Annotated in this window: 13 protein-coding genes; 10 read left to right on the top strand and 3 right to left on the bottom strand. The window is 69.0% G+C overall.

Translation table 11 applies throughout. The features are described from left to right. Positions 1-17: 17 nt before the first annotated feature. Together GBO37_RS20810 and GBO37_RS20805 are read left to right on the top strand one after the other, a co-directional pair. Entirely contained in the window at positions 18-851 is an 834-nt protein-coding gene (locus tag GBO37_RS20810; RefSeq protein ID WP_252930664.1) for an XdhC family protein, read from the top strand. Further along, positions 848-1,492: an NTP transferase domain-containing protein gene (locus GBO37_RS20805; RefSeq protein ID WP_252930663.1), complete on the top strand. Its 645-nt coding sequence runs from the start codon at positions 848-850 to the stop codon at positions 1,490-1,492. Before GBO37_RS20810 ends, GBO37_RS20805 begins: the two co-directional genes overlap by 4 nt. Here GBO37_RS20805 and GBO37_RS20800 read toward each other — a convergent pair. Together GBO37_RS20800 and GBO37_RS20795 are read right to left on the bottom strand one after the other, a co-directional pair. After that, on the bottom strand, positions 1,458-2,828 hold the full coding sequence (locus GBO37_RS20800) for an aspartate aminotransferase family protein (RefSeq protein WP_252930717.1): 1,371 nt from the start codon (positions 2,826-2,828) through the stop codon (positions 1,458-1,460). The genes GBO37_RS20805 and GBO37_RS20800 overlap by 35 nt on opposite strands. Before the next feature lie 93 nt (positions 2,829-2,921). Beyond that, on the bottom strand, positions 2,922-3,434 hold the full coding sequence (locus GBO37_RS20795; RefSeq protein ID WP_252930662.1) for an Lrp/AsnC family transcriptional regulator: 513 nt from the start codon (positions 3,432-3,434) through the stop codon (positions 2,922-2,924). Between GBO37_RS20795 and GBO37_RS21530 the strand changes: the two genes are divergently transcribed. From GBO37_RS21530 to doeB, 7 genes are all read left to right on the top strand, one after another. Beyond that, on the top strand, positions 3,424-4,851 hold the full coding sequence (locus GBO37_RS21530) for a PLP-dependent aminotransferase family protein (RefSeq protein WP_305884493.1): 1,428 nt from the start codon (positions 3,424-3,426) through the stop codon (positions 4,849-4,851). The genes GBO37_RS20795 and GBO37_RS21530 overlap by 11 nt on opposite strands. 187 nt (positions 4,852-5,038) lie before the next feature. Next, positions 5,039-6,064: a TRAP transporter substrate-binding protein DctP gene (gene dctP, locus GBO37_RS20785; RefSeq protein WP_139597512.1), complete on the top strand. Its 1,026-nt coding sequence runs from the start codon at positions 5,039-5,041 to the stop codon at positions 6,062-6,064. A gap of 64 nt (positions 6,065-6,128) precedes the next feature. Next, on the top strand, positions 6,129-6,794 hold the full coding sequence (locus tag GBO37_RS20780) for a TRAP transporter small permease (protein WP_252930661.1): 666 nt from the start codon (positions 6,129-6,131) through the stop codon (positions 6,792-6,794). Next, complete coding sequence (locus GBO37_RS20775) at positions 6,791-8,077, top strand: TRAP transporter large permease (RefSeq protein WP_252930660.1); 1,287 nt, start codon at positions 6,791-6,793, stop codon at positions 8,075-8,077. The genes GBO37_RS20780 and GBO37_RS20775 overlap by 4 nt, the downstream gene beginning before the upstream one ends. Before the next feature lie 10 nt (positions 8,078-8,087). Beyond that, a complete protein-coding gene (locus GBO37_RS20770) occupies positions 8,088-8,789 on the top strand; it encodes an ectoine utilization protein EutA (protein WP_252930659.1) in 702 nt (233 codons plus the stop codon). Positions 8,790-8,816: 27 nt separating this feature from the next. After that, positions 8,817-10,013, top strand: coding sequence for an ectoine hydrolase DoeA (gene doeA / locus GBO37_RS20765; RefSeq protein ID WP_252930658.1), 1,197 nt, complete (start codon positions 8,817-8,819; stop codon positions 10,011-10,013). Next, a complete protein-coding gene (doeB, locus tag GBO37_RS20760) occupies positions 10,010-10,999 on the top strand; it encodes a N(2)-acetyl-L-2,4-diaminobutanoate deacetylase DoeB (protein WP_127898323.1) in 990 nt (329 codons plus the stop codon). Before doeA ends, doeB begins: the two co-directional genes overlap by 4 nt. On the opposite strand, the gene GBO37_RS20755 is transcribed toward doeB, so the two are convergent. Continuing rightward, positions 10,996-11,622 (bottom strand): alpha/beta hydrolase, encoded by a 627-nt coding sequence (locus GBO37_RS20755; protein WP_252930657.1) that lies wholly within the window; start codon positions 11,620-11,622, stop codon positions 10,996-10,998. The genes doeB and GBO37_RS20755 overlap by 4 nt on opposite strands. A 90-nt stretch (positions 11,623-11,712) precedes the next feature. Between GBO37_RS20755 and GBO37_RS20750 the strand changes: the two genes are divergently transcribed. Further along, entirely contained in the window at positions 11,713-12,591 is an 879-nt protein-coding gene (locus GBO37_RS20750; protein ID WP_139597519.1) for a LysR family transcriptional regulator, read from the top strand. Positions 12,592-12,618: the final 27 nt, after the last annotated feature.

Genomic DNA, 12,618 nt, shown 5'->3' with positions numbered 1-12,618 from the left:
TGCCGAAAGACTGCGCCATGTCGATTTCCGCCCCCATCACCGCCACCGCCGACTGTCCCGTCAAGGCGCTGCTGCGCCGTCCCGGCGGGTCGCTGGCCATGCTGACCGATGCCAAGGGCGGCTTTCCCCGCCGCCCCGGTGCGATGATGGCGCTGTGGCCCGATGGCGGTCGCGTGGGCCGTCTTGGCGCGGGCTGCATCGATGCGGACATTGCGGCGCATCTGGACGCGCCCGGCCCGGTGACGCGGCTGACCTATGGCGTGGGCGGCCCCGTCGATCTGCCGCTGCCCTGCGGCGGCACGGTGCAGATCGCGCTGATCCATAAGCCCGACCCCGACTGGCTGGGCGCCATCTGGGACGACCGCATCCGCCGGCGGACCGGCAGATGGTGCCTGAACCTGCGCACCGGTGCGCCCTGCCGCGCGGGCGATCCCGACCCTGACGACTTTTCCCTGGTCCTGCCGCCGCCTCCCGCGTTCCAGATCCACGGAGAGGGGGACGAGGCGCAGGCCCTCACCACCTTGGTCACGGCGATGGACATGCCCGTGATGGGACAGGACGCGACGCCGGACGCGCATACCGCCGTGGTGACGCTGTTTCACGACCACGATCGTGAACTGCCCGCGCTGGCCCGCGCACTGCGGTCAGAGGCGTTCTACATCGGCGCGCTGGGGTCGCGGCGGGCGCAGGCGGCGCGGCTGGCGGCCCTGACCGAACAGGGGTTCGACCTGGCGGCGCTGGACCGGATCACCGGGCCCATCGGCGTCGTCAGCCCGGCCCGCGATCCGCGCCTGATCGGGGCCTCGGCCCTGACCCAGATCCTGGCCGCCTACGAGGTGCTGACAGCGTGACCTGCACCGGCCTGCTGCTGGCGGCTGGCGCCTCGCGCCGTTTCGGTCCGTCGGACAAGCTGCTGGCGACGGTTGCGGGGATGCCGCTTGTGGCGCATGCCGCGCAGGCGATGCGGGCCATTCCCTTGGACGACCGCATCGCCGTCATCGCCAATCCCGCACTGGCACCGTTGCTGGATGGTTTCCGCATCGTCCTGATCGCGCAGGGCCAGCAGTCCGACAGCCTGCGCGCGGGCCTGTCCGCGGCCGGCACTCCTGACCGCCTGCTGATCGCGCTGGGCGACATGCCCGACGTCACTGCGGCGCATCTGACGCAGATCGTCAGCCTGGCCGCGGATGGTCTGCCGTCCTGCAGCCATGACGGCATCGCGTCCCTGCCCCCCGCCTGCTTTCCGCGCGACTGGCTGCCCCGGCTGGCGCAGCTGACCGGGGATCAGGGCGCGGGTCGGCTGCTGCGCGATCTGGCGCCGTCCAGACAGGTTCCCGCGCCGGGCCTTTTGCGCGACATCGACCTGCCAGAACAGATTAGCCCGCCGCCACCAGGGCGGCCGCACGACGCCACGGTGCGGGGGGATGTGAAATCCCCCCGCTGTCGCGGGACGCAATTCAGCCCAACACTTCGCCGACCGCCTCGGTCGTGACGGCGACGATCCGGTCGGCCTCCTCGCGCGTCAGGCACAGGGGCGGGGCAAAGCCCAGGATGTCGCCCTGCGGCATTGCCCGCGCGATCACGCCGCGCTTCAGCATCGCCGCCACGACCTTTGCGCCCTTGCCTTCGGACACGTCGAAAAAGCGCCGGGCATCGCGGTCCGCGACCAGTTCCACGGCGCACAGCATCCCTTCGCCGCGCACCTCTCCGACATGGGGGTGATCGCCCAGGGCCGCTTGCATCCGCGCGTTCAGATAGGCGCCGACGGTGCCCGCATTCCCGACCAGCCCCAGGCTGTCGATCAGCTTCAGGTTCGCCACCCCGGCCGCCGCGCCGATGGGATGGGCGGAATAGGTCCAGCCATGCCCCATCACGCCGTTCTCGTCCGTGCCGCGCGCCAGCACGTCCCAGACGCGCTGCCCCACGATGCTGGCCGACAGGGGCGCATAGGCGCTGGTCAGGCCCTTGGCGCTGGTGATCAGGTCGGGGCGCATGCCGTAATGGTCCGACCCGAACATCGTTCCCAACCGGCCAAAGCCCGTCACCACCTCATCCGCGATCAGCAGGATGTCGTGGCGGTCCAGAACCTCCTGGATGGCGGGCCAGTAACCCGCGGGCGGCGGCACGATGCCCCCCGTGCCCAGCACCGGCTCTCCGATGAAGGCCGCGATGGTGTCGGCGCCGTGTTCCGCGATCAGCGCCTCCAGCTGTGCCACGCAATGGCCGACGAAGTCCGCCTCCGACAGGGCCGCGTCGGGGCGGCGGAAATAGTACGGCGCCTCGGTATGGATCACCTGGTCCAGCGGCAGGTCGAACTTGGCGTGAAACAGCTGCAACCCTGTCAGCGATCCGGTCATCAGGCCCGACCCGTGATAGCCGCGCCACCGGCTGATGATCTTCTTCTTCTTCGGGCGGCCCAGGATGTTGTTGTAGTACCAGACCAGCTTGATGTTCGTCTCGTTCGCATCCGACCCCGACAGGCCGAAATAGACCCGCGCCATGCCCTGGGGCGCGCGGTCCATGACCATCTGCGCCAGCGTGATCGCGGCCTCGGACCCGTGGCCGGCATAGGCGTGGTAATAGGCCAGCTGATGCGCCTGATCGGCGATGGCCTGCGCGATTTCGGGGCGGCCATAGCCCACGTTCACGCAATAGAGGCCCGCGAAGGCGTCCAGCAGGCGGTTGCCGTCGCGGTCGGTGATGTGACAGCCCTCGCCCCCGGTGACGATGCGCTGCGGCGCCTCGCCCCGCGCGAATTGCCCCAGATGGGTCGAGGGGTGGAAAAAGCTCTCGCGGTCCCAACGGGCCAGTTCGTCATTCGTCAGCATCATCGCTCCTGTTCCTGCTGGGGGCAGGATAGGGCGGTGGGGCCCGAAGATTTCTCTGATCCGATGGGTCCTGTCCGAGGAAATCCCTGAACTTCAGCCCTCAAGCCGATGATGTTCCAGCATGGCGCCCAGGGCGGGCTGATCCTTGACCGGCTTGGTCACGATATAGCTGAAATAGCGCCTGACACCCGCGCCGCTGTCCAGCAGCCCGTCCATGACCCCTTGGAACGCCGCCACGTCGGGGGCGATCACCGACATCAGGTAATCGAACCCCCCGCCGATCGCCCAGCAGCCGGTGACGGCGTCCATGCGCGCGATCACCGCCTCGAACCGCTGAAAGCTTTCGCTGCGGTGCTGGTCCAGTTCGACCGTGACGAAGACCTGCACATGCGGCCCCAGGGCGGCAAGGTCGATCTGGGCGCGGTATCCCCGGATCAGGCCCGCCTGTTCCAGCCGCCGCATCCGGTCCCAGCAGGGGGTGGGCGACAGGTTCACGCGGGCGGCCAGGTCGGTCTTGGTGATGCGTCCCTCGCGCGACAGCACCGCCAGGATGGCGATGTCGCGGTCGTCCAGGCGCAGGCTGCGGGGCGGGATCATGGCGCGCATGTTCCCCCGTGTGGCCCGCTTGTCAATCCGCGCGCGGCGGGCGATCCTGCATCCCATGTCCCACTGGCCCCTGAGACGCACCGACATCACCCGCCCCGCCTATCGCAGCCTGGCCCAGGGTATCGCCGCGGCGATCGACGCGGGCAGCCTGCCGCCCGGCACGCGCCTGCCGCCGCATCGCGACCTGGCCTGGCAGCTGGGCGTCAGCGTCCAGACCGTCAGCCGCGCGTACGAGGAGCTGATCCGCGCCGACCTGATCTCGGGAGAGGTCGGGCGCGGCAGCTTCGTGCGATCCGGCCCGCGCGAGACGATCGAGGTGCCGTGGTTCCGCGCGCCCACCGACCGCCCACCGATCGACCTGTCGATGATGACGCCCGTGGCGCTGCCCCAGATCCGCACGGCCTGGAGCGAGACGTTGCTGCGCCTGTCGGACCGTCTGCCCGACCCGGCGATGCTGTCCTTCCGTCCGCGCCAGACGATGTCGCTGTATGGCGGCATGGCTGCGGCGTGGCTGGCGCGCTGCGGGATGGTGGTCCCGGCGCAGCGGATCCTGATCACCAACGGGACCACGCCCGCGATGTTCGTGGCGCTGCAATGCGTGGCGCTGCCCGGGGACATCATCGCGACCGAATCCGCCACCTGCCACACGCTGCGGCCCGCGGCCCAGCATCTGCACCTGCGCCTGCAGGGCATCCCAGACGACGAACACGGCATGGACCCCGACGCGCTGATCCGGGCCGCGCGGGCGGCGGGCGGGCGGATGAAGGCGGTGTTCCTGCTGCCCTCGGGCGGGGGGCCGCGGGCGCGGGTGATGGACCGAGACCGGCGCGAGGCCCTGGCCCGCGCCGCGACCCAAGCCGGGCTGATGATCCTGGAAAGCGACCCCACGGGGCCGATGCCGCCGCGCCGCCCGCCCGCCCTGTCGGGATTCGCGCCGGAGCGCAGCTTCTATTTCACGGGCTTGTCGAAATGCCTGTCGCCGGGGCTGCGCCTGGGTTTTCTGGCGATGCCCGAAAAAATGGCAGAGGCCGCGCTGAACCGGCACCTGTCGATGGCCTGGATGGCCACGCCCCTGATCGCCGAGATCGCGCATGACTGGATCACCGGCGGCACGGCCGACGCGCTGCTGGCGGCGCAGCGCAGCGAACTGGCCGCAAGGAACCGGCTGGCGGTGCGCGTCCTGGGCCAGCGTGCGCAGGGGTTCCTGCACGGTTTGCACCGCTGGATGCCGCTGGACCCTGGCATCGACGAAGGCGCGGCCCTGGCCACCGCGCTGTCCCACCAGGTCGCGCTGGCGCCCGGCGCGGGCTTTGCGATCCTGCCCCAGGGGCCGGCGCTGCGCGTGTCGCTGGGCGGGGCCACGACGCGCGATCTTGAACAGGCGCTGCGCATCGTCTCGGCAGTTCTTCCGGGCTGAGGGCAGGAAAATCGGGCGACCTGTTTGACTCTCGCGGTCAGAATTGTCATGATTTAATACATCAATTGACTTGGATTCCGCTTGTCCCGAACCATCGGGTCCAATCGGAACGGTCCGAAAGGTCCGAATCCTGCCGCAGAAGGGCCCGTGCGATCCGCGCGCAGGGCCCGCCCCAACAGGAGGTATCATGACCATCACCACCCGCCCCGCATTCCGCCTTGCCACCGCTAGCCTGACCGCCCTGATCCTGGGATCGGGGGCCGCCATGGCCGACACCTGGCGCTATGCCTTCGAGGAGGCGCTGGACGAGGTCCAGGGCGTCTATGCCCAGAAGTTCAAGGAGGAGGTCGAGGCCAATTCCGACCACGAGGTCCAGTTGTTCCCCTTTGGCACGCTAGGCGAATCCGACAACATCATGGAACAGACCCAATCGGGCATCCTGCAGTTCGTGAACCAGTCGCCCGGCTTCACCGGATCGCTGATCCCCGAGGCGCAGGTGTTCTTCGTGCCTTATCTGCTGCCCGAGGATGACGACCAGCTGTTCGCCTTCTTCCGCAATTCCGAGGCGATCAACACGATCTTCCCCGAGCTGTATGCCCAGCAGGGGCTGGAGCTGCTGAGCATGTACCCCGAGGGCGAGGTGATGGTCACATCGAACCGGCCCATCGCGGCGCCGGCCGATTTCGACGACGTCAAGGTGCGGGTGATGACCAACCCGCTGCTGGTCAGCAGCTATCAGGCTTTCGGCGCCACGCCGACGCCGCTGCCTTGGGGCGAGGTTTATGGCGGCCTGCAGACCGGCATCGTCGATGCACAGGAGAATCCGGCCTTCTTCATCGAATCCACCCGGATGTACGAGGTCCAGGACCACATCACCCGGCTAGGCCACAACAACTTCACCACAGCGCTGATGGCCAACCAGGAGTTCTTCGAGGGCCTGTCCCCCGAGGACCAGCAGGTGGTCCGCGACGCGGCCAAGACGGCGTTCGACCACATCATCGAATATCAGCAGGGCCTGACCGAGGCGTCGCTGGAAAAGATCACTGCCGACCGCCCCGAAGTGACCGTGACCACCCTGACCGAGGAGCAGCGCGCGCCTTTCCGCGACACCGCCGCCCAGGTCGAGGAGACCTTCCTGGAGATCGGCGGTCCCCGCGCCCAGGAGGTCCTGGACCAGATGAAGGCGGACCTGTCCGCCGCGGCCCAGGGCTGATCCCGGTGCCCCGTCCCGTCCTGCGGGGCGGGGCGCCTAAGCGAACGATGATGGACAGGTGGCCATGACGCCAGAGACAAAAGGTGACCGGCCCCCAGGCCCGGCCGACGACCCGGACATCCTTGCCGCGGCCGAGGCGACGCAGGCGCAGGACGACATCGACGATGCGCTGTACGAATCCGGTCTGCCCGGCGTCCTGGGCGTGGCCGACCGCGCCATCGCCCGGCTGGAGGCCGTGGCCCTGGCGATCGGCGTGCTGGCGATGGCGTTCAACACCGTCGCCAATGTCGTCGGCCGCTTCGTCTTTGGCCGCTCGCTCTATTTCGCCGAGGAGGTCAACCAGGCCCTGATCGTCCTGGTGACCTTCGCCGGCATTTCCTATGCCGCGCGGCACGGGCGCCACATCCGCATGTCGGCCATCACCGACGCGCTGCCGCCCAGGGCGCGCAAGGCGATGCTGGTGGCGATCTCGGCGCTGACGGCGGTGCTGCTGCTGGTGCTGGCGTGGTTCGCGCTGTCCTATGTCATGAGCCAGGCGGGCCGGGGCAGGGTTCTGCCCGCGCTGCGCATCCCGCAATGGTGGATCATCGTCTGGGTTCCCGCCGGCTTCTTCCTGACCGGCCTGCAATACGCGCTGACCGCGCTGAAGAACCTCAGGGACCCCGACATCTGGCTGTCGACCGCCGTGCGCGACGGGTACGACCTGCCGCAGAAGGACGCCGACGCATGACCACCGCCATCCTTGGCACGATGATCGTGCTGCTGTTGCTGGGCTTTCCGATGATGGTCCCGCTGATCGTCGCGTCGGTCGTGGGCTTCGTCGCGATCTTCGGCGGCATCGGCCACCTTGAGACGCTGGTCCAGCAGGTCATCGCGGGCATCCAGCCCGCCAGCCTGATCGCCGTGCCGATGTTCATCTTCGCGGCCGAGATCATGACCCGCGGCCAGTCCGCGGGCCGCCTGATCGACGTGGTCATGGCCTTTCTGGGCCACGTCAAGGGCGGGCTGGCCATCTCGACCGCGGGGGCCTGCACCATGTTCGGCGCCGTGTCGGGGTCGACGCAGGCCACGGTTGTTGCGGTGGGCGGCCCGATGCGGCCGCGCCTGCTCAAGGCGGGCTACAGCGACCGCTTCACGCTGGCGCTGATCATCAACGCATCCGACATCGCCTTCCTGATCCCGCCGTCGATCGGCATGATCATCTATGGCGTGGTATCGGGGACATCCATCGCGGAGCTGTTCCTGGCGGGGATCGGGCCGGGGTTGCTGATCCTGGTGATGTTCTCGATCTACTCTTATGTCTATGCGGTGCGCCACGACGTGCCGACGGAACCGCGCATGCCCTGGCCCGACCGGCTGCGCGCCGTGCGCCGTGCCATTTGGCCGATGGGCTTTCCGGTGCTGATCATCGGCGGCATCTATGGCGGGGTCTTCTCTCCGACCGAGGCCGCGGCCGCCTGCGTCCTCTATGCCCTGGTGCTGGAAATGCTGGTCTTTCGGCAGGTGTCGCCCCGCCAGCTGTTCGCGACCGCCAAATCGACCGGGCTGATCACCGCGGTGGTGTTCATCCTGGTCGGCGCCGGCGCGGCCTTCAGCTATGTCATCAGCTTCGCCCAGATCCCGCAGGAGATACTGGCCGGCATCGGCATCGACGGCATGGGCCCCTATGGCGTGCTGTTCACCATCTCCATCGCGTTCTTCATCGGCTGCATGTTCGTCGACCCGATCGTGGTGATCCTGGTGCTGGTGCCGATCTTTGCGCCGGTGGTGCAGGCGACGGGGCTGGACCCGGTGCTGGTCGGCACGATCATCACCCTGCAGGTCGCCATCGGCAGCGCCACACCGCCCTTCGGCTGCGACATCTTCACGGCCATCGCGGTGTTCCGCCGGCCCTATTGGGAGGTCATCCGCGGCACGCCGCCCTTCGTGATCATGCTGCTGACGGTATCGGTCCTGCTGATCTTTTTCCCGCAGATCGCGTTGTTCCTGCGCGACCTGTCCATCGACGGGTAAGGGGAGCCGCATGCAGGACAATCTGAACCGGTTCGGGCTGGTGGCCCTGGCCACCGACCTGACGATCGAGGGTGACGCGGCCAGCCTGATGCCGCCCGGAACCCGGCTGCACGTCACGCGCATCGCCTTTGACAACCCCACGACCGAGGACAACCTGCGCGCCACCGGCCCGCGCCTGCGTGACGCGGTGGACCTGCTGGTGCCGGGCGTGGCGCTGTCGGGCATCGGCTTCGGCTGCACCTCCGCCGCGGCGGTGCTGGGCGATACGATGGATGCGCTGGCCGGGGGTCGCGCGCCGGTGACCNCGCCCGCGGGCGCGGCGCTGCGGGCGTTCGCGGCGCTGGGCGTGGCGCGGGTCGCGCTGATGACGCCCTATCTGGCGGCGACGACCGAACTGGTCGGCGATCATTTCGCGTCCAATGGCATCGATGTCGTCCGCCGGTCGTCGATGGGTCATGCCGACGACCGCGACATGGCTATGCTGAACCCGACCGAGATCACCGAGATGGCGCTGGCCAGCGACCACCCCGACGCGCAGGCGCTGTTCATGTCCTGCACCGCGCTGCCCGCGCTGGACCTGATCGACACGCTGGAGGGGCTGCTGGGCAAACCGGTGGTCACCTCGAACCAGGCGCTGTTCTGGGCGATGCTGGACCGCGCGCGCATCCCGGGTCGCGGGCCGGGCGCGCTGTTCCGCACCCGCAGCTGGTAATTCACCCCCCGACGCAAGGTCCGTCCCATGCCTGAACTGCAACGCACGCCCGAACGTTTCGCGACCGAGGAATACGAGGCCCGTCTGGCCGGCACCCGCGCCCGCATGGCGCGCCAGGGCCTGGACGCGCTGATCGTCAGCGACCCGTCCAACATGGCCTGGCTGACCGGCTATGACGGCTGGTCGTTCTATGTGCATCAATGCGTGATCGTCGGGCCGTCGGGCCCGCCCGTCTGGTTCGGGCGCGGGCAGGACGCGCAGGGCGCGCTGCGTACCGTCTGGATGCCCGAGGACGCAATCATCGGCTATCCCGACCATTACGTCCAATCGACCGAGCGTCACCCGATGGAATACCTGGCCGCCCGTCTGACCGATCTGGGCTGGAACCGGGGCACCATCGGGGTCGAGATGGACAACTACTGGTATTCGGCCAAGGCCCATGCCTGCCTGGCAACGGGCCTGCCCGATGCGCGGCTGACGGATGCCGCGTCGCTGGTCAACTGGCAGCGCGCCGTCAAGACCGAGAAGGAACTGGAATACATGCGCAAGGCCGCGCGCATCGTCGAGCGCATGCACCGCCGCATCGCCGACAAGGTCGAGGTCGGCATGCGCAAATGCGACCTGGTGGCCGAGATCTATGACGCGGGCCTGCGCTATGACGAATGGTCGGGGCATGGCGGCGACTATCCGGCCATCGTGCCGCTGCTGCCGTCGGGGCCGGATGCGGGCGCGCCGCACCTGACCTGGGACGACCAGCCGATGAAGCCCGAGGAGGGCACCTTCTTCGAAATCGCCGGCTGCTATCAGCGCTATCACGTGCCGCTGTCGCGCACGATCTTTCTGGGCACGCCCCCCGACGCCATGCTGGAGGCCGAGAAGGCCGTCCTGGAGGGCATGGACGAGGGGCTGGAAACCGCCCGCGCCGGCAACACCTGCGAGGATGTCGCCAACGCCTTCTTCCGGGTGCTGGACCGCCACGGCATCGTCAAGGACAACCGCACCGGATACCCGATCGGCCTGTCCTATCCGCCCGACTGGGGCGAACGCACCATGTCGCTGCGCCGGGGCGACAAGACCGTGCTGAAGCCGGGCATGACGTTTCATTTCATGACCGGGCTGTGGATGGACGACTGGGGGTACGAGACGACGGAATCGATCATCATCACCGATGGCGCCCCCGACCTGTTCTGCACCCTGCCGCGCCGGATGCTGGTGAAGGGATGACCGCGATCACGCCCACCATCCCGCTGGACGCGCCGGGCAAGCATCACGGCTTTCTGCGCCTGCCCTATAGCCGCAACGACAGCGCCTGGGGCAGCGTGATGATCCCGCTGACGGTGATCCGTGGCGGCGACGGGCCCACCGCGCTGCTGACCGGGGGCAATCACGGCGACGAATACGAAGGCCCCCTGGCGCTGCAGCAGCTGGCATGGGAGCTGGAGCCCGCGCAGGTGATGGGCCGCGTGATCATCCTGCCCGCGATGAACGCACCCGCGGTCGCGGCGGGCACGCGGGTCAGCCCCATCGACGGAGTGAACATGAACCGCGCCTTTCCTGGGCGCCCCGACGGTTCGGTCACGCAGAAGATCGCGGATTACCTGGCGACGGTCCTGGTGCCCGCCGCCGACCTGGTGCTGGATTACCATTCGGGGGGCAAGACGCTGGACTTTCTGCCCTATGCCGCGGCGCATTACCTGGACGACGCGGATCAGCAGGCGGCCTGCGTGGCCGCGATGCGGGCCTTTGGCGCGCCCTGGTCGATGATGATGCGGGAAATCGACGCGGTGGGCATGTTTGACACGACCGTGGAACAGCAGGGCAAGGTCTTCGTCACCACGGAACTGGGCGGCGGCGGCACGGCCACTGCGGCGACCGTCTCCATCGCGCTGCGCGGGGCCCGCAACGTGCTGCGCCATGCGGGCATCCTGTCCGGCCCGGTCGAGGGGGTGGACGACAGTCGCATGCTGGACATGCCCGACGATGCCTGCTTCCACTTTGCGCCCCAGGGCGGGCTGCTGCACCCTTTGGTCGATCTGGGTCAGGACGTGGCCGAGGGGCAGCCGCTGGCCTGCATCTGGCCCGTGGATCGCACCGGCATCGCGCCCGTGACGGTCTGCGCGAACCGCCCCGGCCTGCTGGCTGCGCGGCACTTTCCGGGGCTGGTGCAGACCGGCGACTGCCTGGCCGTGGTGGCCGTCCCCGCGCCCTAGCGCGCGATCGCGTCGATCAGGTCGGCCAGAGCCTGCGGGTCGGACTGAAAGGGCGAATGCCCCCAGGGCCGGTGGTGCAGGTGATCGACCGGCGCGCGGTCCAGCATCGCGCGCTGCGCGGCAGGCAGGATGGCGCGGTCCCGGTCGCACAGGACATAGTGGCGGGTGGTCTGCTTGCGCGGGCCCGGCAGCGTGTCGCGCAGCGGGCCGACCGGCTGGGGCCGCAGGCGGGACAGGTCGGCGTCGGCGCAGTTGTCATACAGCATCGCCCGTGCGGCGTCCGGTGGCAGAACCAGCCGCCCCAGGTCGTCGCGCGGCCAGTTCCGGGGCGGCGCGGGGATCAGCCGGTCCAGAGACGCCACGCTGTCGCCCGGCAGCGGCAGATAGGAACACAGGTGGATCAGCACCCGCGGGGCCGGGTCCATCGCCTCGGCCAGCATGCCGCCCAGGGAATGACCCACCACCACCGGCGCCCAGGGCAGGGCCGCGGCGCAGGCGGCCAAGGTGTCGCCCGCGACATCGGGACAGGCCACGCGCCAGCCTTGCGCCCGCAGCAGGGCCGCGGTCCGGTCCCAGCACCAGCCGCCGTGCCATGCTCCGTGGATCAGCAGGATATCGGTCATGCGCCGACCCTGACCCGCGACGGCCCGCGCGGCAAGTCCTTGACCGCGCCCGCCCGGACGCGCCTGATGGCGGCCAAAGGGGGACCACGCATGATCGACAAGCTGGAGATGTTCCTGGCCGTGGCGAAGGAGGGCCATTTTGGCCGCGCCGCCGCGACCATCGGCGTGACCCAGCCCACCCTGTCCGCCGGGATCAAGCAGTTGGAGGAGAGCCTGGGCGTCCTGCTGATCTTTCGCGGATCGCGCTATGGCGGGCTGACACCCGAGGGGCAGCAGGCCCTGGTCTGGGCACGGCGCATCGTGGGCGATACCCGCCAGCTGCGCGACGAGATGCGGGCCGTCCGCCACGGCCTGTCGGGCCGGCTGCGTATCGCGGTCATTCCCACCGCGCTGACCTGGGCCGCACGGATCAGCGCCCGGTTCGGGGCGGCGCATCCGAACGTGGGCTTCACCATCCTGTCGCGCACCTCGGCCGAGATTTTGCAGATGATCGACGACCTGGAGGTGGATGCAGGCATCTCGTATCTGGACAACGAACCGCTGGGCCGTGTCAGCAGCGTGCCGTTGTACGACGAACGCTATCTGCTGGTCGCGCATCAGGATCACCCGCTGGCGGCGCAGGCGCAGGTCGCGTGGTCTGATCTGGACGGGCAGCGGCTGTGCCTTCTGTCCCAGGACATGCAGAACCGCCGCATCATCAACCGCACCCTGACCGCCGCTGGTGTGGTGCCGCAAGCCACGGTGGAATCGAATTCGACCGTGGTGCTGGTTTCGCATGTGATGGCGGGTGGCTGGCTGACCATCCTTCCCGAGGATATCGCCGGTTTCCTGGCGCAGGGCAAACCCTTGCGCCTGATCGCGCTGGAGGGGTCGGCACCGGGCCACGCCGTGGGCCTGATCGCCCCTTGGAGAGAGCCGCATACCCCGGTTCTGGAGGCGCTGCTGAGCGAGGCGCGGCGCATGGTTTGATAGAAACGCTCTATCGTTCAACGGAAC

The organism is Paracoccus sp. 08 (assembly GCF_024105395.1).
Taxonomy (GTDB): Bacteria; Pseudomonadota; Alphaproteobacteria; order Rhodobacterales; family Rhodobacteraceae; genus Paracoccus; species Paracoccus marcusii.
The sequence above is the reverse complement of the archived record's forward strand: the minus strand, read 5'-3'. Positions and strand labels throughout refer to the sequence as shown.